Genomic DNA, 20,661 nt, shown 5'->3' with positions numbered 1-20,661 from the left:
CAAACGTTTTTGCAAAATAATTTCATTTATTTTCAGCTTGCTTAAAAGTTGTGCAAACCCAAGCCTGTTGCGGCTTTCGGCGGTGTTGCCCTTTTCTGTTTCAAGCTATTGATTCTGTTGCGAAATGTAGTTTTTCCAGCCACGTTTGCGCAAATCGCAGGCTGGGCATTCACCACACCCAAAACCCCAGTCGTGTTCGTGGCTTCGGTCGCCGGTGTAGCAGGTGTGAGTGTCGCGAACAATAATTTCGAGTAATTTTTTGCCGCCCAGTTGCTCGCCCAGCTGAAACGTTTCCGTTTTGTCGATCCACATGAGTGGGGTTTCAAAACGAAAGGTGCTGGCCATACCCAGGTTGGTGGCTACTTGCAGCGCTTTCAGCGTGTCTTCCCGACAATCGGGGTAACCTGAAAAATCGGTTTGGCACATGCCACCCACTAGCGTCGATAGACCCCTGCGGTAAGCCACAGCCGATGAAATCAAAAAGAAAACCAGATTGCGGCCCGGCACAAATGTGTTCGGCAAGCCGTTTTCGTTCAACTCGATTTCGCGCTCTTCGGTCAGCGCACAATCAGATATCTGCCCCAGCCAGCTGAGGTCAATCACTCGGTCTTCGCCAAGCTTGTATGCCCATTCTGGAAATTGTTCGCGCACCCGGTCCAGTACGGTCAGTCTGCATTCGAGTTCGATGCGATGACGTTGCCCGTAGTCAAAACCAATTGTTTCGACGTGCTCAAATTTGGAAAGTGCCCAAGCCAGACAAACTGTGCTGTCTTGCCCGCCGGAAAACAGCACTAGAGCTTTTTTATTCATGTTTGATGGAGGGTGAGTTGCACTAAACCGCTATTTTAGCCGCACAAACAAAAAACCCCGCAATGCTGCGGAGTTTTAATCGGCCGTTGTTTCGGTTTGCTGCACTAACTTTTAGCTGGCCATGCCTGCAGAAATTGCATACTTCACCAGTTGAACACTTGAGTCCAGGTTAAGCTTTTGCAGCAACCTTGCGCGATAGGCGTCGATGGTGCGTGGTGAAACCTTCAACAATTCAGCGATTTCGCGGCGAGGGCGGCCTTGAGCGATCAAGGTGAGCACCTGACGTTCACGACGTGTCAATTGCGCACCTTCGTCTTGGTCGGCGAGCGGATTAATCTGATTGCCCAGGTTCTGCTGCTCAGGAGAACCGTAGGAAGAGGTTGATTTGTTATTGACCAGTTCAGGGGCTACATATCGCGCGCCCGCAGCAACCGTATCGATAGCCTCGCGAAGCGTTTCCACCGACGACTGACGACCCACGCAGGCCCACACGCCCGGTTTGAACGCCATAGCCAGAATGTCTTGCGCACTGCCTTCGCACACCAGCACTACTCGAACATCGGAATAACTAGCGCCTATGTGTTGAACCACCACTTCTCCGTGCCTGTTGCCCTTTTCAATGGTGATCACCACGATTCGGGTCTCTGCGCTGGCCAGGTGATTGTCTATTTCCTCAAGGGTTGTCCGGTTGGTGACGAACATGGGCTGAAGGCTGATTGTTCTGCCCGGGGGCGTGCTTTGAATGCCCGTTTCGCGGGGCGTTAATGGTCGACCTGCCAAGCCCTTTTCATTCTTCATAGTCCCACCCATGTGTGGCTGGCTTGGCCAGCTCGGTATTAAGGTCATTGTTTGCCCCGCGATTAAGTAGTTCGGTGTAATCCTTATTCGATTTGTACTTCAGGCGATAAATTTTGGATTCAATGGTTGTGTAGGTAATTTCAAGCGGGTTAATTACTTTTGGGGGGATTGCATTTCGACTGACTATGTAAGCAAATAGACAGTACAAGTACTGTTCTGGAATCGGAACTTTTGCTAGTATCCCTTAGCTAGGGGATACTTAAGAGTTACATCCCCCTTGGTTGGGTGGCCCTATTCAGTGGTTTGAGCAGTAAAACTTGGCCTTTTTGACGAAACCAAAGTCCAGCTCGACTGTAAATTAACAGTATCAGGACGTATCAAACACACACAGATGACTTCATCTCGGGGACAGCCAGGTTGAGAGAAGAGCTTGCTTCTTTAATTGAACGAATTGCAAATCGCGATCGAAAGGCGTTTGAGGAGTTATATCAGCTCACGTCTCGAAAGATGTTTGCGGTCGCGTTGCGCATAGTTCGGGAACCCGGTCTGGCCCAAGACGTGCTACAGGACGCCTACATACGCCTTTGGCGATACGCCCATACCTTCAACAACAAGCTTTCCGCGCCTGAAACCTGGTTGCACCAAGTGGTGAGAAACAGGGCTCTTGATTTGATCGCCCAGCAAAGCCATACCGTGAATTCGATTTCCCTGGATCAGTTTTCTGACCAGGACGATGAACCCAATGAATTGGTGTTCGAGGCCCACTCAACCAGCAGTGATGACAAGGAAACCAGTCGGGTGATGCAAGCCTGCGTGCAGCGCCTTGATGGAAAATACCGTCAGGTTCTCACATTGGCTTACACCCATGGCATGAGCCATGCAGAAATATCTGAGCATCTGGATGTGCCATTGGGAACTGTTAAAACTTGGGTTCGCAGGGGTTTGATTGAATTGAAAACCGTATACGACGAATTTCAATCCGAAGGTTTGGCCTCTATGGCCGCGAGCAATTCGCGACGCCAGGATGCCGAGCAATCCGGATACATGGCATAAGGGGGCCGCATGACTGATGACGACAAAAACTGGTTGGCTGCCGACTACGTACTGGGTGTGATGCGTGGAGCAGAGCGCGTCGCATTTGAAGGCCAGTTGAGACTGGACCCGGTGTTGGCCAGGTCGGTGCTGAGCTGGCAAGAGCGACTTAGTTTGATTGATGCCAAGCCGCAAGTGTTGTATAGCGCCATGAGTGAAGCGGAGGTGGATGCAGCCTTGAGCAATGTATTTGAGCGAGTGTGTCGAGCGATTGATGCGCAGCCCGACGCCAAACCCCGATTGGAAAACCCGCTGGCCAAATTGACTCGTGAACAGTTGGCCGGCATGCGCCCTGCTGTGGTTCGTTTGATCGCTTCGTACCTTGTATTGCTTGAACGACTCAAGGCGCAACAGCTGCGCATGGCTGGTTCGGCAGGCGCTGTGTAACCAAGGGACTCGCAATGTCGGTTAAATATTTGTTCAAAGAAAGACTCGAAGCACTCTGGAACTTCGGTTTAAAACCAGAAAAGTCTGGGGAAACCGCTGCCGATAGTGGCGGTGCAGCAGATGCATCCAGTTCTAAAACAGTTGAGGGTGTCATTCGCAGCGCCTTACCCCTGTTAAAGCGCGCAGCTTTGCTGTCTATTTTCGTGAACTTGGTGGCTTTGTTTCCTGCCGTGTTTTCGTTGCAGGTGTATGACCGCGTCATTTATCGTTCAGGCTTGAACACGCTGACTGCTTTGTTGATCGGCATGGGTATTTTGCTTGCAGCCGATTTGATTTTGCGATCTTTCCGGGCTCGCGTTCTGCGCGTAGCCGCTGTGAAAATTGACGGACAAATCGCCAGTAAGTTGATGAATAAAATTCTGTCGATTCCGTTGCGACAGCTCGAAGCGCGTTCAACTGCCGCTTGGTATTCCCTGTTTAAAGACGTAGACACCGTGCGCGTGGTTTGGAGTGGCGCTGTTGCCATGACCATTCTTGACTTGCCGTTTGCCATTCTGGCCATCGGATTGATCGCCACAATTGCTTTGCCTGTATTGCCGGTGGTGTTGATTGGTTTGGTGTGTTTGGCGGCTTTGTCATGGTATAGCTCGGGAGAGTTCCGAAAGCGCCGTGTAGAAGAATTTTCTCGTGCCCGCCGCCGGGACGAAGTACTGGCCGAGGTTTGTCGGGGCCGCGAAGCGATCAAAAGCTTGGTTCAAGACGATTCCGCCAAGCGGGCCTGGGTGTCAAGCTACAACTCTTGGGTTCAGGAATCGTTCCAGAAGAACGGCGAAATGGAAGATCAGCGCGAGTTGTCGGTCTCTATTATGTTGTGTGTGAACGTGGCGATCACAGCCGTTGGCGCCTATGCGGTGATCAACCAATGGATGACCGTGGGTGGTTTGATTGCTTCGAACATGCTGGCTGCCAAGGCGATTGGCCCATTGGCTGCGTTGACCGGTCACTGGCGGTCAATTGCCCATTCCCGTGAGGCCACCGATCGATTGAACAAGGTGTTTGCTGCCGATGAAGAGAAGCAACACACCGGTTTAAGTCTGCCCATGCCTTCGGGCGCCTTGCGACTTGAAAACGTAAGTTATCAGCACGTGGGTGCCCAAAAAGAAGTCGTGAAGTCGGTTTCGGCGCAAATTGGCCCGCGCGGTATCTACGGTTTGGCAGGTGACAACGGTGCGGGCAAGTCAACTTTGCTGAAACTGTTGCGTGGTCTTTATGAGCCACAAAGCGGCCGTGTGTTGCTTGATGAGTATGATCTGTCACAGTTTTCTCGCCAAGAACTTGCCAAGTGGATCGGCTTTTTGCCCCAGACCTCACAATTGTTTGAAGGTACGATTGTCGAGAATTTGCGCCGGTCTAACCCGGATGCCAGCGATGAGCAAATTCTGTTGGCTGCCAAGCGCTCGGGCGCGCATGAATTCATTGCGAAAATGCCCGACGGTTACATGACTCAAGTGGGCGAGGGCGGTAACCGCTTGTCGGGAGGCCAGCGTCGCAGGGTTGCGATTACTCAGGCGTTTTTGTCGGACGCACCCGTGTTGTTGCTGGATGAACCAACAAACGATCTGGATTTTGCGGCAGAGACCCATTTGATGGCTGTATTCAAGAGCCTTGCCACTGTAAAAACCATCATCATGGTGACGCATTCTGTGCGTTTAATGTCGATTTGCGACAAGATTATTTATCTGGACAAGGCCTCAAAGTTGCATGTAGGTGCCACACCGGAGATGCTGAAACTGTTGTACGGCATTTCGGTGCCGAAGCCTGTGCCAGCCGCGCCCAAAGCAGCGTCGCAAGTGACCTCCGAGGCTGCGAAGCAAGCGCTGGGAGCCAACGGTACTGAGGGGCAAGCAAATACGGATGCGGGCGGTAAGGCCGCTCAAGCCTGATGAGCGAAGGTCGAGAAATCATGAAGTCTAATAATGCATTGGCCGAAGTCGGCAAGAATGATTTGAAGCCCTATGAAGTCCCCGCCCTTTACAAACCGAACGGTGGCGGATTCGATACCAAAAGCAGGTTCGCTCTTGGCTTGATCGCGCTGTCTCTGTTCGCCTCCTTGTTTATCCGCGTTGACCAGGTGGTAACTGCACCCGGTAAGGTAATCCCTTCGACGCGAGTTAAAAGTATTCAGCACCTGGAAGGCGGTATTGTTCAGGACCTGGCTGTGAAAGAGGGTGATGTCGTGAAGGAAGGGGCCATGTTGGTTCAACTGAATCTGGCCACCTCGGGTATCAACATTGAAGAATTGAAAAGCCGGCGTGCCGCACTTGAGATGAGCCGTGCGCGTTTGCTGGGTGAAGCTTCGGGCAAGGCACCCGATTATCCTGCTGAAATTATTGCGAATTACCCTGATTTGTACCGTACCGAGCAGGCCACTTACATTGCGCGTGTGACTGAACTGGACGGTATTTTGGGTGTAAACGACAGCCAAATGCTGGGCAACCAAGGCAAGGTGGGTGAGTTACAGGCCAAGCTTGAAGGCTTGGAGAATCGCGCTGTAACAACCTTGCGTGAACTGGAAATTACGCGAGAGTTGGTGCGGGAAAGGCTCGTGTCGCAGTTGGAATACCTGACCAAGAAGCGTGATTACGATAGCTTGACTGCTGAAATTGCCTCGATGCGTCAAACCATAGCATCAGCCCAAGCCTCGGTTGGGCAAAGCCGTGCGCGCCGCATTGAAGAAGAAGGAAAGTTTCGCCGCCGGGCTGCTGATGAATTAACGACACTTGAACGGCAGCTGGCCAGTCTAAAGGACGAAATTGATCGAGCCAGTGATCAGCGAGATCGTGCAGTGATTCGGTCACCCATTGATGGGGTTGTGAAGAACCTGAAGTTGCAGGCTGTTGGTAACGTGGTTCGCCAGGGCGAACCAATCATGGAAGTGGTACCTGTTGATGAGGTGTTGGTTGTTGAAACCCGGCTTTCACCCGCAGATCGCGGTTATGTGAGCATGGATCAGCCTTCCGAAGTGAAAGTGTCAGCCTACGACTTTTTGCGTTATGGCACTTTGCCCGGAAAAGTGACTCAAATTGCAGCCGACACCGACCCAGGCACAGAAGAAACCGGGCCTTATTACCGGTTGATTGTGAGTACCGACAAGGCGTTTTTTGGTACGCCTGACGCGCCGTTGCGCATTTCGCCGGGTATGACTGCTGAAGTGGATATTAATGTGGGTTCGCAGCCCTTTATTTATTATTTGTTAAAACCTGTATTGAAGCTGAAGCAAGAAGCCTTCAGAGAACCATAAAGCAACACATGACAAAACAATTGGACATGACCCAGGGGGGCGTATGGGCTCGCAAAGCACTGTGTGTGCTGATTGCGGGCCTTCTTGCATTTCCAGTAGGTGCGCAAGACTTGCCCGAGAACGTTGAACCATCTGCGAATGTGGGTAATGACAATAACGAGTTTCGTGCCAGGCGCATCGCTCCGGCTGAAGCTGCAAAAATGAGCAAGGAAGAGCTCACCAAGATTCGCTTTTTGAATATGTTGCGAACCAATCCTGAAATTGTGACCTCACGTATCAATGTGAATGCGTCGCAATTTATTGAAGATGGTGCCCGTGCTGCGTATTACCCACGAATTACTGTGGGTGCAAATGCCAGTTCAAGTTCTACGGTAACCAACCGGCAATCAACCGACATTACCGTGACCCAACCGTTGTACACAGCCGGCCGAATTACCGCGCGCGTGAAGGCTGCTGAAACCGATGGCACCATTGCCGACGGGCAATTCGTAAAAACAATTCAAGACGTGGTGCTCGAAGGCTTTTTGGCCAGTAGTACCTTGTCGCGCAATGCGCTGTTGGTAGAAGCCTCGCGCGCGGCCGAGGCCGCAGTGGCTCAGTTACTGGCTCTGGAAGAGCGCCGGGTTGAGCTGGGCGGAAGTGGCGTGACAGACGCGCAGTTTGCCAAAGCCCGGTTGGCGGTCACCCGCGACCGCTTGGTGAATTTTGAGGGGCAATTTGAGGAGGCGAGGGCCACTTATTTCCGTTACTTTGGCGTTTATCCAGAGGGATACAACGTTCCTGAGCTGGAGATTCAGCGCAATATGCTGCCCCAGCTGGTGGATGAGGCGGTCACAAAAGCACTGTTTTCCAATCCTGAAATTCGAGTGGCTGAAAGCCAGATTGTGAAAGCGCGGCACAACTACACGGCTGAGGATGCAAGCCTATACCCATCTTTAAACCTGGTGGGTATTCAGCAATTTTTTGGTGAACCCGACCCGTTTACGGGTGACAGAACCGACAGCTCGGTGAACCTGCGTTTGCAGTACAGCGCTTTTTCGGGCGGCGAGCAGGTGGCACGCGTGAATCAGGCGGCTGCCACCATTGATACCCGGCGTGCTCAGTTGGCTGCGGCCAGGTTGCGCGTTGAGGAGAGTGTTCGTTTTCAATGGGGTAAATGGTCGGCAGGACAGTCTCGGGCAGTGACTTTACGTGGCGCGTACGCTGACTCGTTGCAGGTGTTTAAAAACCGCAAAAGGCTTCGTGATTTTGGCCGTGAAACGGTGATCGTGATGTTGGATGCCCAAGTTGAGTACTTCAACGTATTGATCGCCTATATCAACGCAGTCTTCGATGCTCGCGACGCAAGTTTCCGCCTGATGCATGCCATGGGCTTGATGATGCCTACTCCCGGTGCTGAGGGCGATTGGTTTGAACTGTTTTTCTCGAAAACTCCTGAACGCGAGCGCTTGGAGAGTAGTCTGAAGGACACAGCCGATATTGCCAGCAGCCCGGCAGACCAGAAAATTGCCGAAAAGCTTGGTTTGGATGTGAGCCAGACTGAAGTTGAAAAAGCAGCTGGGTTTGTGCTGACCCCGGCGCAGCGTCTTGAAGTTGAAAAAAGCTCCGAACGCAGCCGCGTACAGGGCAGTGCAACTGAAAAAGAGCTGCGCCCCACCCTGAAACCGGCACCGGTTCTGGATCCTCGGTTTTATCGGTAAAGTCTTGATTTTTGTCAGTAAAGTGCTCACACTGTCCAAACAGGGGTACTTTACTGCCTTATTTCATCCATTCGCTGGGCAGGAACCCTGAGAAACTGGCATGAACGGGGCGATTCCCAGAGGAATGACAAAAATGGGTGACGATATTCAAAACATCAAGAGCACGGCTGAAGATTTGGCTGTGGAGCGTGCGGAGCAGCAACTCGCCGATCCTTCAGCCTTGAATATGCAGTTTCTGCAATCAACCCTGAATACATCCGAATTTGAAGGTTTGAGCGCTAACTCCGGTTTCCCAGGCAGCGCGGTAAAAAGCCAGTTGCATTCATCCAACCAGTCAGGTGGCGGTTTCTCAGGATTGTCTCCAGCGTATTCAGGCGCAGGCCTTTTGGGTGCGGTGGCGGCAGCCGATTTAAGTGGTGCATCCAGTGCCATGGGCATGGCAGCCCAAGTGGCCAGCGCAGCGCCTGTCACTTTTGGTAAAACAGCAGTGGGCGAGTCTGCAACTTTGGCGGGTTTGGGCAACAAGGCTTTGGTACAGCCTGCCGATCTATCTAAAATTTCGGATTTACCCTTGTTAAAGCCCGTGGCAAATCCCGATGGTTCCATGGTGCCAGTGTCTGCTGAATTCGCACAGTTGATGGCAATGCTGGAAGGCGGTGGAGGAATTAACCCGGATGATGCGTTGAGCAACTTGATCGGCGGTTTGGGCCAGAACCCAAGCCCCGAGAGTCTGCAAACTGCCATTGATGCAGTGCTGGGTCAGATCAATTTGTTGAACACTACTTTTGAACCTGTGTTTGACAATTTGAGTGGCGATGTCCAGAACCAGTTTGCAGCGCAAACCGGCTTGCCCTCAGGCGATTTGGGTTTGAGTATTTTTGAAGATGCTGGCGAGGTGTCTTCGGTATTGACTGACCTTTTGGGCACCATTGATGTGGGTGCCAATCCACAATTGGACAGCTTGCTGAATCTGGATTCAACATTTGATGACATCGCGTCTTTGGTGGGCTCCTTGCCCGATCTGGATTTGACTCCTGTAACCGACCCGGTAAGTGGGGTGATCGACACGATTACCGATATCACCGCACCAGTGGTGGATCCGATTATCGACACGATCACCGACATCACTGACCCGATAGTGGATCCGATCGTAGATCCAATCGTGGATGTGATCACCGACATCACCGATCCGGTGGTGGATCCAATAGTAGATGTGATTACCGACATCACCGACCCGATTGTAGATCCAATAGTAGATGTGATTACCGACATCACCGACCCGGTAGTGGATCCGATTGTGGATCCGATTCTTGATCCTGTGACGGACATCACCGATCCGCTGCTGGACCCAATTCTTGATCCCATTACTGGAGGTGGAGGTTTGTTGTCGGGTTTGAGTACCTCCTCAAGCGACTCCGATTCTGGTTTGCTGGATTCACTTAGCAGCGGGATTTCTTCCACTGCTGGCTCTGAGGGTGGCGCGTTGGATGGCTTGTTGGGTTCTTTGGACCAAAATAAATAAAACTCACCCCCTTTTTTGATAGGGGGGTGTTTTGAATCCAATTTGAGTGGCCTATCGTATAAACTGGTAGTACGTCACGAAAAAAATTGGGTTTATGTCAAATTCCGTCATTCAGTTGTCAGTGCAGACCGATCACAGCTACTCCGCTGGAGAGTTGCGCGATCCTGTTAGCAAGGCAACGATTGAGTTTTTTGACAGTTTTGAGCCATCGCCCGGTTCAACAAAAATTGCTTTTTCGTCATCCGACGGTCTTGATCCCAAAGAATTTTCGAGTGCACCGTCCCTTGGGTTTGGTGAATTGCGATGCATTTCTCAGGCCTGCGTCAGTGACGTCAGCGTTTTCGAGAGTTCTTCAAGCCTTGCCAGCATTGATCCGGCATTGCTTGCCAATGCAGACACTGCAGGAATGCTGAACATCATGAACGAACAAGCCTCGTTTGAAGCGTTGAACTCAGAGCTTTTGAGTGCCATGCCCCGCGTGAAGCACGCTTTGAGTGGTGAGCTCAGCTACTCTGAGTTGACCCAACTGATTGCAGACATCCAGGCCCAAGTGCTCGACTTGAACGCATTAAGCCAAGATATGTTTGGCGAACTTTCCGGTGAAGTCAACAACGCTGTTCATGAGGTGGCTGAGTTTGACACCGATTCATTGTTGGCTTCGATGCAAATTGATTCAGGTTTGTTCGCACAACCAGAATTGGCTGGCAACCTTCACTCTTTGGCATACGAGGCAACACTGGATGGTTTGTTTACCTCTCCTGAGGCCTTCCCGCTAACGCTGGATTTCTCCAACCCTAACAGTATTCAGGAAGCTTCCGAGCTTTTTGCCTCTGCTGGCGGTACTTCATCCATCAGTTCTACAGCTTCCAACCCTGATTCAGACAGCGGCTTGCCTTCTGGTGCAACTGGTTCAAACGAACTGGGCTGATTTTCGCTGAAGAGTGGGGCTCTAATTAAACCCGATCGAATGTGATGACGTGGTCAAGTTCCAGTTTGATCCCGATTGGTTCACCTATCGCGTGATTGTGGTGGCTTGGCACCAATGCCAGCACATGAACGCCGCTTTCAAGTTCAAGTGTGTACAAGAAATCAGCACCACGAAAAGACTTTCGCACCACCTTGGCCTGCATGGGGCTGGCGTCGTCGTGAATAATGTCGTCAGGGCGAATCAGAACATCAAATTCATTGCTTTTAGGCAATTGGTCTTCAGTTAGCCGCAGGTGAGCCAACTCAATTTGCAAGCCTTGCTCGGTTTTTTGACCCGGGAGGAACACACCTTGCCCTATGAAGTCGGCCACCATGCGTGAATTTGGTTGGTGGTAAAGGCTGTAGGAGGATCCCCATTGTTGCAGCTCCCCGGCGTGCATTACCCCGATTCGGTCGGCCATACTGAATGCCTCATGCTGATCATGGGTGACCAAAATGGCACTCATGTTCTCTGCCTTTAAAATTTCCCGAACTTCAAAAGTAAGTCTCTCTTTGAGTTCAACATCCAGATTTGAAAACGGCTCGTCGAGCAAAATCAGCGTGGGTTTGGGAGCCAGTGCGCGCGCAAGCGCGACGCGTTGTTGCTGGCCACCCGACAATTCATGGGGGTAACGGTCCGCCAGCGCTTCAAGCCCAATCAAGGCCAGCAATTCACCACTGCGATTGCGCTTTTCATGTTCACTGCGTTTGTGTAAACCAAACTCAATGTTTTTGCGAACAGTGAGGTGGGGGAACAGGGCATAGTCTTGAAAAACGACGCCCACATTCCGCTTCTCCGGACTGCGTACCTTGCCAGGTTCACTTGCTTTTTCACCCTTCAGCATAATATTGCCCTGTGTAGGCATGAGAAAGCCGGCAATTGCGCGCAACAAGGTTGTTTTGCCGCAGCCAGAGGGACCTAGCAAACAGGCAATTTCACCCTGCGCAAGTTCAAAACTGACATTGCGAACAGCAGGTGTGCTGCTACCTGGGTACAGAATGCTCAGTTCATTGATGCTCAGGGCAGGGGCTTGTTTCATTTTTTCGGTGGTACCGTGGTCTGTTTACTACGCAGTTCACCTTTGGGTCAGGTGAGTCTCATGAACTTAAAGTAAAATCGTTCTCACTTCTATTTTGCCATGTCTGGGCGGTTTGTTTGTTTACTTTGGGGTTAAGAAGTCGCATTTCTGTTGCACTGCTGGCGTTGCTGCTGTTGCTGCCGTTCGTCTATTTGTTCGGCCTTGCTGGCTTTAGCTTGGTACAGGCTCCCCAGGTTCTAATCCATTTGGCTAGCACCATTCTTCCCGATCTGGTTTGGCAAACGGTTTATCTGTGTATTGGTGTGGTGGTGCTGACCAGTACCATGGGTGTGTTGCCTGCCTGGTGGGTTTCAGCACACGAATTTCCCGGGCGGAAATGGCTTGAATGGCTGTTGTTGCTGCCCATGGCCATGCCGTCGTATGTCATTGCCTACGCTTACACCGATGCACTTCAGTATTCTGGTTGGTTGGCCAGCAGCTTGCGGGAAATTCTGGGCAATGATTTCCGCATTCCAGAAATTCGTTCTACCTCGGGCGCCATTCTTGTACTCAGCTTTGTGTTGTATCCCTATGTTTACATTATGGCGAGAACCGCATTTTTAGGGCGTAGCCCTTCCATGCTGGATGCCGCACGTTCTTTGGGGCACAGCGCGACCAGTGCTTTCCTCAAGGTGGGTTTGCCCGTGGCTCGCCCTGCATGGGTTGTGGGGCTTACGTTGGTGCTCATGGAGACCCTGGCGGAGTACGGTGCTTTGTCTTATTTTGGGGTGCGCACCTTCACCACCGCAATATTCAACACCTGGCTGAATTTGGGTGACAGGGAAAGTGCAGCCTTGCTCGCAGTGATGTTGCTGGTTGTCATGCTGGCCTTGATTGTTTTTGAATCCAAGGCGCGAGGGCGTGCCCAGTTTTACACGCAATCGGGTAAAGGCAGCACCATTGAAAGAAAACGCTTGAAAGGTTTTCAGGCCGCATGGGTGGTGTTTTTGTCGGCCATGCCTTTTGTATTGGGATTCGTGCTGCCGGTGTTTATTTTGTTGGCTTTGGTGGTAGACGTAGACACCTCGATCAATTGGGCGCGCAGTTTTCAGTGGGCTTACCACTCGGCACTGCTGGGTGGCATGGCGGCTCTAGTTGCGGTTGTTCTGGCAGTGTTCCTGGCGTACGTAAAACGACAGGCGCATGTGTGGTGGGTTACCGCAATTTATCGTTTGATTTCGCTGGGCTACGGTGTGCCTGGCGCAATTTTGGCAATTGCCATTTTGTTGCCACTGGCTACAGTTGATCGCTTCACTTATGACATGGGCTGGCAAGTGCCCGCCCTGACAGGCAGTGTGTTGGCCCTAGTGTATGCCTACAACGTTCGCTTTACATCGGCGGCCTTGCAATCCGTGGACTCGGGTCTGCAGCAAATTACACGGCATATTGACGAGTCGGCCAGAATTCTAGGCCGTACACCACGACAAGTGTTGTGGCATGTGCATTTGCCGGTGTTAAGAGGATCTGTGGCCACCGGCATGTTGTTGGTGATCGTGGATGTGATCAAGGAGTTACCCGCCACCTTGGTGTTGCGGCCTTTTGATTTCGATACCTTGGCTGTTGTTTCTTATCAGTTTGCCTCGGATGAGCGATTGACCGAAGCAGCAGTGCCTGCGCTCATGATCGTGATGATTGCTCTGGTGCCGATTTTGTTGTTGATCAGGCAAGGGGCGAAGCAGGCGAGAAGCAGCAAGGGGTAAGGCCAACTGCTTCGGGCCGTGCCAGTTCGAGAGACCCGCTCAACTTCACTGACTTGCCCCCAGCAACTCCCGCAGCACAAACGGCAGAATTCCCCGGTGCTTGTAATACTCCACCTCAATCGGTGTATCGATGCGGCTGAGCACTTTCACATCCTGAACTTCGCTGTTGGCGCGTGTAATTCTCAACACCAGTTCGGCTTGCGGAGCAGTGTCCTCCGTCAAACCAATGACGTCGAAGGTTTCACTGCCGTCCAGCTTCAGGCTTTGTATGGAATCACCGCCCAAAAACTGAAGCGGCAGCACACCCATGCCCACCAGGTTACTGCGGTGAATTCGCTCGTAGCTACGGGCCACAACCACTTTTACACCCAGTAGCTGCGTGCCCTTGGCTGCCCAGTCACGGGATGATCCTGTGCCGTATTCTTCACCCGCCAGCACAATGGTGGGTGTGCCTTGTGCCATGTATTCCATGGCCGCGTCGTACACAGTGGTCTGTTTTCCGTCTTTGATGGTGAAGCCGCCTTCAATGCGATTGCCATTTGCATCGGGAGGAATCATCAGGTTTTTCACGCGAACATTCGCAAAGGTGCCGCGAATCATCACATCGTGATTGCCACGCCGTGAGCCGTAGCTGTTGAAATCTGCTTGTTCTACACCATGCTGCTGTAGATATTTTCCAGCGGGTGTTGTGGGTTTGAATGAGCCTGCCGGTGAAATGTGGTCTGTGGTGACCGAATCGCCAAGAATCAGCAAGGGTTTTGCACCGCAAATGATTTCCACCTTGGAAGGCTGCATTGAAAAGTCATCAAAGAAGGGTGGCTTGGCAATGTAGGTGGACTGTGGCCATGGGTAAACCTGGCCTTCTGGAGCGGGTACGTTGTTCCAAAGGTCGTGGCCCTCGGTGAAGTTGCTGTACAGGCGTACAAATGTGGGTGCGTCCAGCGCAGTGGGCAGCAATTCATCCACTTCGGCATTGCTGGGCCAAATGTCGCGCAGGTAAACCGGTTGGCCGTCGCTGCCTGTACCCAGGGGTTCAGTTGTCATGTCCATATTGGCTTTACCACTCAATGCGTAAGCGACGACCAGCGGTGGTGAAGCCAAAAAGTTGGCTTTTAAATTGGGGTGAATGCGTGCTTCAAAGTTGCGGTTGCCCGACAACACTGCACATCCGATGACATCATTTTTCAAAATGGTGTCATTGATTGCAGGCAACAAGTCGCCTGCATTGCCAATACAGGTTGTGCAGCCATAAGCGGCCACGTTAAATCCAAGTTGGTCGAGGTAAGGTTGCAGGCCTGTTTTTTCCAGGTAGTCGCTCACCACGCGAGAACCCGGGCCCAGCGAGGTTTTAATGTGCGGCTGTACTTTCAACCCTTTTTCAACTGCCTTCTTGGCCAACAAGCCTGCGGCTAGCATTACGCCGGGGTTGGATGTATTGGTGCAGCTTGTGATGGCTGCCAGCAACACATCGCCATGCCCAATGCTGAGTTTGTCCAGCCCGGTGGGGTAACGTGTGTTCAATGTGGCGGCGTCTTTTCCGAAACCGTTCGCAGCCATGGGTTCAGAAAAAAGTGCGTTGAATTGCTGCTTCATGTTTTTCAGCAACACGCGGTCTTGTGGTCGTTTTGGCCCAGCCAATGATGGTTCAACCGTGTCGAGGTCGAGGGTGACCACTTCCGAATAATCGATTGCGCCGGGTGCAGGCATTCCAAGCAAGCCTTGGGCTTCAAAGTACGCCTCGAACCGATCTGCTTCAGCTGTTGTTCGGCCGGTCTTTCGCATGAATTCAACTGTTTTTGAATCCGGCGGAAAGAAGCCCATGGTGGCGCCGTACTCTGGTGCCATATTGGCCAGTGTCGCGCGGTCGGTTACTGACAAACTGGCGGCACCCGGGCCATAGAATTCAACGAATTTGCCCACCACTTTTTTCTTGCGCAGCAGCTCTGTAATGGCCAATACCAGGTCTGTGGCGGTAATGCCTTCCCGCAGCGCGTTGGTCAGTTCCACGCCCACCACGTCGGGTGTTAAAAAGTAAACGGGTTGGCCCAGCATGCCAGCTTCAGCTTCAATGCCGCCCACGCCCCAACCTACAACGCCCACACCGTTGATCATGGTAGTGTGGCTGTCGGTACCTACCAGGGTGTCAGGGTAGTACACCGTGTTGTCGTTTTCTTCACCTGCTTTTGTTGCACTGCGAATGCCACGGAACAGGTATTCCAGGTTCACCTGGTGAACAATGCCAATGCCCGGTGGCACCACCTTGAAAGTGTCAAAAGCCTGCATGCCCCATTTCATGAACTGGTAGCGTTCGCCATTGCGTTCAAACTCAATTTCCATGTTTTTACGCAGCGAGTCAGCCGTGCCAAAATGGTCAATCATCACAGAATGGTCAACGACCAAATCCACCGGAACAAGCGGTTCGATCTTCTTTGGGTTCTGGCCCATGGCTTGTGCCACATTGCGCATGGCTGCGAGGTCGGCCAACAACGGAACGCCGGTGAAGTCTTGAAGTACTACGCGCGCCACGATGAAGGGAATTTCATCGGTGCGCTTGGCTTGTGGTTGCCAGTTGGCGAGTTGCTGAATATGTTCTTCAGCCACCTTTTTGCCATCGCAATTTCGCAGCACCGATTCAAGCACAATGCGAATCGATACCGGTAAGCGGTGCAGGTTGGGAAAACCCGATTCAGCCAGTTTGGGAAGGCTATAAAACTGGCCTTTCTGGCCTGTTTTGGAGGTGAAGGTGCTGAGTGTTGAATGCTTCAGGGTTGACATACCTGTTTCTCCCTTACGTTTGGGGTGCCGAAGAATTTCGGCACCGTATTACAAAATCGAGCGGTTTTTGACTTTCTTAGTGCAAATGCATGCTGTTGGGTAATTCTGAATCTTCCGGAAGTTCGGCATGCAACAGCTCACCCTCCGGGTTGGGGTACAAAGGCGATCCGCAATCTTCACAGTATTCGAGCGGGAAGCGCTCTTCCAGCACCTTGATTTGCCGAATACCCACTTCTTTCAGAAGGGCTTCAATTTTTGAGCGAATCACGGGATTGTCGGGTTCGCTCTCAATGTCTTTTTCGTACACCGGGTCGGGTTCATTGCCATATTCTTCGCCAATCAGTGGCCACACCACGCCATGCACAATGTCGCTGTTGCCTTCCACTGAAAAACCGATTCGGTATTCTTCAATTTCTCCGCGATCCACAAATGCGCCAACGCTGGCATGAATTTTCTGGGTGGGAACATCCAGGGCGCTTTCAAGAAAGGCAGCAGATGCGCGCACGGAATAGGCACGGGCTTCTTTTTCCGCTTCGCGGCATGCGTTGTACAAACCATTTGGCAGCATCAGTTCAAGCAAACAACCCGGCATTATTTTTTGCAGGGCCTGGCCACCCGTTAGCCGCCAGTTGGCAAGTACCTCTTCTTTGCTCAGAAGGGTGCCGTTGCTGTGCGCCTCTACTTGCCACTTGAATGCGGGTTGGCCTGCGGGCACGGAAATCGCGCCAATCAAATAACGAACATCGCTCAAAAAACTTTGCGTGGCAGGCAGATTTTCTGTGTCGATTCGTACCTTCACGCGGTCAATGGCCGCTTGCCCCAGCTGCCGAGCCAGTTCAGCGGCCGCAGTGTAACTTTCAGGCAACTGGTCAGGGCTGAACAACATGTTGGTGAGCACCAAGTGAGCGTGATCTGACAACACGTTTTTTTGGAGCAAGTTGGTGAATTCAGCCACTGTGGCTTCTTCAATTTTGCCTGAGGGAATGTTGTAGGTTGACCAAGCCAGCACCGGTGCAGCCAACAACAAAATGTCTTCTTCCTGGCCTAGTTCAGGGCTTTCTACGGTGTTTTCAATCGCGAATGCCAACTCGTCGTAAGCGCGGTAATTGGTGCTGTAAAGGTGGTCAAGGGTTTGCATCAGCGTGGTGTCGCTGCGGCCTTCCAGCATTGGGGCAAGCGCTGCAAACAGCTTCTTTTTCCAGAAACGGCGCTCAAGCCGACTGCCAGCGTCCGCGAGCAGAATGGCCAGGTTGGCCAAGGGTTTGGCATACTTGGACAATTTGGATCGGGAGGCTGTATTAAGTGGTTTTCTGCGCATGGGTGGTCCTTCTGAGGTTCCACCCATTGTAGTACGAGAAGATTGCTTAAATTGATTTGTCGCGCAGGTTGGATTGATCGCTCAAGCCCGGGCGCACCCACTCGGGCGGTGCCCAAATGTGCTTTATACGCTGCCAAAAGGGGCCTGGCTTGAGTGCATCGGCAAACATGTCGCGCCATTCATGGGTGTTCAGCGTCCAGATGTTGTTTGTTTTCGGTTGACGAACAATGCCGTACTCCACCGGTGCAACCTCGGGCTCGAAGGTACCGAAAATTCGATCCCAGACAATCAATACTCCGCCATAGTTTTTGTCGATGTATTCATCGTTTCGCCCATGGTGTACGCGGTGGTGGCTTGGCGTATTGAAAATATACTCAAACCATTTTGGAAGCTTGTTCACAGCTTGGGTGTGGACAAAGTATTGGTAGCCAAGGTTCACACCATAAGCCAGCAGCACGGCCCAAACAGGGAAGCCAATAATCAACATGGGTGCCCAGAATATTTGATGCAGGTTCACCGCATAAAACAGGCTTTGCCGCATGGCTGTGGTGGTGGTCATGTTCTCGCCGCTGTGGTGGACCACGTGCGCACACCAGAACCAACGCACACGGTGGCTGCCACGGTGAAACCAGTAATAACAAAACTCGATGCCGAACAGCAAGGCAACAAAACTCAGCGGGGTCACTTCAATGGTTGCGATCCTGAAGGTGTAAATCCACTCCATGAAAGCGGACACAAACAGCGCAAACCACACCAGCTCCATGGCCTGGTAGCTTCCGCCCAGCAGCATGTTGGTGACTACTTCCTTTTTCTTGAAGAAAAACGACTTGCCCACTTTTTTCAAGTACAGATATTCCACCAACGTTGCACCCAGAAACAGCGGGGTGAGCAGGGTAAGAAATACCTGCTTCCAGTCCGGGTTGGGCCCAAACAGCAAGTTGAAAGTGGGCATTGCCATTGCCTGGTTGATCAACTGTTCCATGCGTGTGTCTCCGCGTTTTGGTTTTTTGATGCTTTGAATTTTGCGCGGATTTTGGCAAGAAATATTGTGGGATCAAGCCTTGTTTTTGTGAAATTGCGCCAGTGTTATCGGGCAATCGATTCGCGCCACTTCACATAATCCGCCGCCACTTGCTCAGGCTGCTCCATCATCGGAACATGCCCAACCTTGTCCATCAAAATCACATCGAAGCCGGGCATTGCAGTTTTCAATTCTGCGGCGCCGTCCACATGCAAAACACGATCTTCCTTGCCCCAAACGATGAGGCCTGGACCTTTGTAAGTCGATGCATTTAACGCAGTGGCCAGGTCAGAGGGAACGGTTTTGAAGTCTTTGTAAATGCGTTTGTGCAAAGGTTGGTCGGCAGCAGCGCGTGCTGCCATGGCGTCGACTACAAATCCTGGTGCAAAGGCAGGGCGCTCGTACATGACTACATCCACAATTTTTTCAAATTCTTCCCGGTTGCTCGCCGTCAAAACAATTTCACCAGTTTGCTCAAATTTCTGGATGACTTCCGATTTTCTGGACTCTACCAAACCAGCGGGGGCCAAGAACCAGACAGAGGCCACATTGTCTGGGTACTTGGCCGCATAAGCACCGCTGATCCAGCCACCCATGGAATTGCCGCCAATGTGGGGTTTTTGGAGACCAAGTTTCTCAATAATTTCATGGACCCGGTCGATTTGGGTGTTGATCACATAGTCGGCGTTCATGTCGCGTGTGGAGGCGCCAAAGCCCGGTACATCGATGGAGTAAACGGTGTATTGATTGGTCAGGTAATAGGCCACTCGATTGAAGTTGTCTTTCGAGCCGCCAAAGCCGTGAATCAGCACCAAGGGTTCGCCTTGACCGCCCTGCAAATAGGGCACCACAAAGCCATCGATTTGAAGCACTTTGCGCTCAAGTCCCGAAATGGCACGCTCGGCGGCAATCGCCATGCCGGCAGCGCCCTGAATTTCACCTTCGGGTTGCTCGAAACTGCAAGCAGTCAGGCTGACCGTGGCAGTGATTGCAAAAAGGGCTGTTAAGCGTTTGATCGCGGAAGCGTGTTTTTTCATGGCAGGTGTCTTTCTCGGGAAGTCGATATGATGAATACGCGCTAGCATAGAACAGGTAAAACTCTTCTGACAATACTTGTTGTCAAATAATGACTCTTCATTCTAATCTTGGTCACGTTTCTGCCAGTTATGTGAACCTGCTTTTTGACTGGTTGGCCCATACTCACCCCGAGGTAGCTGCGCGCATGCCTTTTACACGGCCAGTGGCCGGTGAGTTGAACCGAATCGAAGTGCCACAATGGAAGTCCATGCTGGACTGGACCTACCAAGCTCTTGAAGACCCCGCGATGCCTTTAAAAATTGCAGCCCACGTGCGGCCGGCCAATATGGGGCTGTTGGGTTATGTCGCCAGTTGTTGTTCCAACTTGGGCGAGGCGTTTGCCCGTTTGCAACAATTCGAGAATTTGGTGTACAGCGTGAACGCGCTTGAAGTGGCGCTGCAAAATGATCAAATTATTTTGCGTTGGGGGGCCGAGCGTGGGCGCCCCGGGCATTGGGTTGATTCAGTGGCCATTGGGGTGTTGGTTGCTTTCACCCAGCATTTAATTGCAATACCGGTGTACCCACACCGCGTTCAGTTTATTAATGCCAAGCCTGTGAATTCAGCTGATTTCGACGCCTTTTTTCAATGCCAGGTTGGATTTGACGGCGATTACACCGAAGTGGTGTGGCCTGCCAGTTTGCTTGAAATGCCGTTGAAATCGCCAGACCAGGTCATGCGCAGCATGTTGGATCAACAAGCCAGGTTGTTGTTAAAGCAAGTGAAGGCAGGTGAGGAGTCGATTGCTGGTTTGCAAAAAGCCTTGCAGGAGTCGGTAACCGCGGGCGTGCCCACCTTGAATGAAGTGGCACGCCGTTTGTGTGTCAGCACGCGCACCCTGCAACGACGCTTGCAAGAGCAAAACAGCAGTTTTCGCGAGGAACTGGAGAAAGTGCGGGTTGAGATGGCAAAGAATTGCCTTCAGGCGGGTGAGCTAAGCCTGGCTGACATTGCCAATTTTCTCGCTTACAACGACCAAAGTGCTTTTACCCATGCCTTTAAAAGGGTCACTGGCTTAAGTCCTGCGAAATATCAGCGTGCAAAGCGACAATAGGCTCTAAAAGCAGGGGGAATCAGCCAGACCCCCTTCAAATACAAGGGAAAGTCCTATATCA

Annotated in this window: 16 protein-coding genes; 9 read left to right on the top strand and 7 right to left on the bottom strand. The window is 51.9% G+C overall.

Going from position 1 to position 20,661, the window contains the following annotated elements:
* Positions 1-105: 105 nt before the first annotated feature.
* Together queC and B4N58_RS06265 are read right to left on the bottom strand one after the other, a co-directional pair.
* Complete coding sequence (gene queC / locus B4N58_RS06270) at positions 106-810, bottom strand: 7-cyano-7-deazaguanine synthase QueC (protein WP_291747099.1); 705 nt, start codon at positions 808-810, stop codon at positions 106-108.
* Between the two features lie 111 nt (positions 811-921).
* Positions 922-1,608: a response regulator transcription factor gene (locus B4N58_RS06265; RefSeq protein ID WP_008248578.1), complete on the bottom strand. Its 687-nt coding sequence runs from the start codon at positions 1,606-1,608 to the stop codon at positions 922-924.
* Between the two features lie 417 nt (positions 1,609-2,025).
* On the opposite strand from B4N58_RS06265, the gene B4N58_RS06260 reads away from it, so the two are divergent.
* From B4N58_RS06260 to B4N58_RS06230, 7 genes are all read left to right on the top strand, one after another.
* Positions 2,026-2,661 (top strand): RNA polymerase sigma factor, encoded by a 636-nt coding sequence (locus tag B4N58_RS06260; RefSeq protein WP_255348726.1) that lies wholly within the window; start codon positions 2,026-2,028, stop codon positions 2,659-2,661.
* Positions 2,662-2,670: 9 nt separating this feature from the next.
* Positions 2,671-3,087 (top strand): hypothetical protein, encoded by a 417-nt coding sequence (locus B4N58_RS06255; protein WP_008248574.1) that lies wholly within the window; start codon positions 2,671-2,673, stop codon positions 3,085-3,087.
* 14 nt (positions 3,088-3,101) lie between these two features.
* Positions 3,102-5,030 carry a peptidase domain-containing ABC transporter gene (locus tag B4N58_RS06250; RefSeq protein ID WP_008248572.1) on the top strand — a complete coding sequence of 643 codons (1,929 nt, stop codon included), beginning with the start codon at positions 3,102-3,104 and terminating at the stop codon, positions 5,028-5,030.
* A gap of 20 nt (positions 5,031-5,050) precedes the next feature.
* Positions 5,051-6,388, top strand: a complete 1,338-nt coding sequence (locus B4N58_RS06245; RefSeq protein WP_291747090.1) for an HlyD family type I secretion periplasmic adaptor subunit — start codon at positions 5,051-5,053, stop codon at positions 6,386-6,388.
* Positions 6,389-6,396: 8 nt separating this feature from the next.
* Positions 6,397-8,088: a TolC family protein gene (locus B4N58_RS06240; RefSeq protein WP_008248568.1), complete on the top strand. Its 1,692-nt coding sequence runs from the start codon at positions 6,397-6,399 to the stop codon at positions 8,086-8,088.
* Between the two features lie 133 nt (positions 8,089-8,221).
* Positions 8,222-9,610, top strand: coding sequence for a hypothetical protein (locus B4N58_RS06235; protein WP_291747086.1), 1,389 nt, complete (start codon positions 8,222-8,224; stop codon positions 9,608-9,610).
* A 94-nt stretch (positions 9,611-9,704) separates the two neighbouring features.
* A complete protein-coding gene (locus B4N58_RS06230; RefSeq protein ID WP_291747084.1) occupies positions 9,705-10,538 on the top strand; it encodes a hypothetical protein in 834 nt (277 codons plus the stop codon).
* 25 nt (positions 10,539-10,563) lie between these two features.
* Here B4N58_RS06230 and B4N58_RS06225 read toward each other — a convergent pair whose 3' ends face one another.
* Positions 10,564-11,616 carry an ABC transporter ATP-binding protein gene (locus tag B4N58_RS06225; RefSeq protein ID WP_291747081.1) on the bottom strand — a complete coding sequence of 351 codons (1,053 nt, stop codon included), beginning with the start codon at positions 11,614-11,616 and terminating at the stop codon, positions 10,564-10,566.
* Positions 11,617-11,741: 125 nt separating this feature from the next.
* Between B4N58_RS06225 and B4N58_RS06220 the strand changes: the two genes are divergently transcribed.
* The gene (locus B4N58_RS06220; RefSeq protein WP_291747078.1) at positions 11,742-13,355 is read left to right on the top strand and encodes an ABC transporter permease; all 1,614 of its coding nucleotides are present in this window, start codon (positions 11,742-11,744) and stop codon (positions 13,353-13,355) included.
* A 45-nt stretch (positions 13,356-13,400) separates the two neighbouring features.
* On the opposite strand, the gene acnA is transcribed toward B4N58_RS06220, so the two are convergent.
* From acnA to B4N58_RS06200, 4 genes are all read right to left on the bottom strand, one after another.
* The gene (gene acnA, locus B4N58_RS06215; protein ID WP_291747076.1) at positions 13,401-16,130 is read right to left on the bottom strand and encodes an aconitate hydratase AcnA; all 2,730 of its coding nucleotides are present in this window, start codon (positions 16,128-16,130) and stop codon (positions 13,401-13,403) included.
* Between the two features lie 76 nt (positions 16,131-16,206).
* On the bottom strand, positions 16,207-17,448 hold the full coding sequence (locus B4N58_RS06210; protein ID WP_040512374.1) for a DUF2863 family protein: 1,242 nt from the start codon (positions 17,446-17,448) through the stop codon (positions 16,207-16,209).
* Positions 17,449-17,494: 46 nt separating this feature from the next.
* Positions 17,495-18,430 carry a sterol desaturase family protein gene (locus B4N58_RS06205; protein WP_291747071.1) on the bottom strand — a complete coding sequence of 312 codons (936 nt, stop codon included), beginning with the start codon at positions 18,428-18,430 and terminating at the stop codon, positions 17,495-17,497.
* 104 nt (positions 18,431-18,534) lie between these two features.
* Positions 18,535-19,506: an alpha/beta fold hydrolase gene (locus B4N58_RS06200; RefSeq protein ID WP_008248543.1), complete on the bottom strand. Its 972-nt coding sequence runs from the start codon at positions 19,504-19,506 to the stop codon at positions 18,535-18,537.
* A gap of 89 nt (positions 19,507-19,595) precedes the next feature.
* On the opposite strand from B4N58_RS06200, the gene B4N58_RS06195 reads away from it, so the two are divergent.
* A complete protein-coding gene (locus B4N58_RS06195; protein WP_291747068.1) occupies positions 19,596-20,600 on the top strand; it encodes a helix-turn-helix domain-containing protein in 1,005 nt (334 codons plus the stop codon).
* The last annotated feature ends 61 nt before the right edge of the window (positions 20,601-20,661 follow it).

The organism is Limnobacter sp. UBA3528 (assembly GCF_002377005.1).
Lineage (GTDB): Bacteria > Pseudomonadota > Gammaproteobacteria > Burkholderiales > Burkholderiaceae_B > Limnobacter.
This window is presented reverse-complemented; position numbering and strand designations above follow the sequence as displayed.

Excerpts from the sequence above, each read along its gene's own strand:
- B4N58_RS06240 (WP_008248568.1), top strand. The coding sequence starts at position 6,397 with ATGACAAAACAATTGGACATGACCCAGGGGGGCGTATGGGCTCGCAAA.
- B4N58_RS06230 (WP_291747084.1), top strand. The coding sequence starts at position 9,705 with ATGTCAAATTCCGTCATTCAGTTGTCAGTGCAGACCGATCACAGCTAC.
- queC (WP_291747099.1), bottom strand. The coding sequence starts at position 810 with ATGAATAAAAAAGCTCTAGTGCTGTTTTCCGGCGGGCAAGACAGCACA.
- B4N58_RS06210 (WP_040512374.1), bottom strand. The coding sequence starts at position 17,448 with ATGCGCAGAAAACCACTTAATACAGCCTCCCGATCCAAATTGTCCAAG.
- acnA (WP_291747076.1), bottom strand. The coding sequence starts at position 16,130 with ATGTCAACCCTGAAGCATTCAACACTCAGCACCTTCACCTCCAAAACA.
- B4N58_RS06245 (WP_291747090.1), top strand. The coding sequence starts at position 5,051 with ATGAAGTCTAATAATGCATTGGCCGAAGTCGGCAAGAATGATTTGAAG.
- B4N58_RS06225 (WP_291747081.1), bottom strand. The coding sequence starts at position 11,616 with ATGAAACAAGCCCCTGCCCTGAGCATCAATGAACTGAGCATTCTGTAC.
- B4N58_RS06265 (WP_008248578.1), bottom strand. The coding sequence starts at position 1,608 with ATGAAGAATGAAAAGGGCTTGGCAGGTCGACCATTAACGCCCCGCGAA.
- B4N58_RS06255 (WP_008248574.1), top strand. The coding sequence starts at position 2,671 with ATGACTGATGACGACAAAAACTGGTTGGCTGCCGACTACGTACTGGGT.
- B4N58_RS06200 (WP_008248543.1), bottom strand. The coding sequence starts at position 19,506 with ATGAAAAAACACGCTTCCGCGATCAAACGCTTAACAGCCCTTTTTGCA.
- B4N58_RS06250 (WP_008248572.1), top strand. The coding sequence starts at position 3,102 with ATGTCGGTTAAATATTTGTTCAAAGAAAGACTCGAAGCACTCTGGAAC.
- B4N58_RS06205 (WP_291747071.1), bottom strand. The coding sequence starts at position 18,430 with ATGGAACAGTTGATCAACCAGGCAATGGCAATGCCCACTTTCAACTTG.
- B4N58_RS06195 (WP_291747068.1), top strand. The coding sequence starts at position 19,596 with ATGACTCTTCATTCTAATCTTGGTCACGTTTCTGCCAGTTATGTGAAC.
- B4N58_RS06235 (WP_291747086.1), top strand. The coding sequence starts at position 8,222 with ATGGGTGACGATATTCAAAACATCAAGAGCACGGCTGAAGATTTGGCT.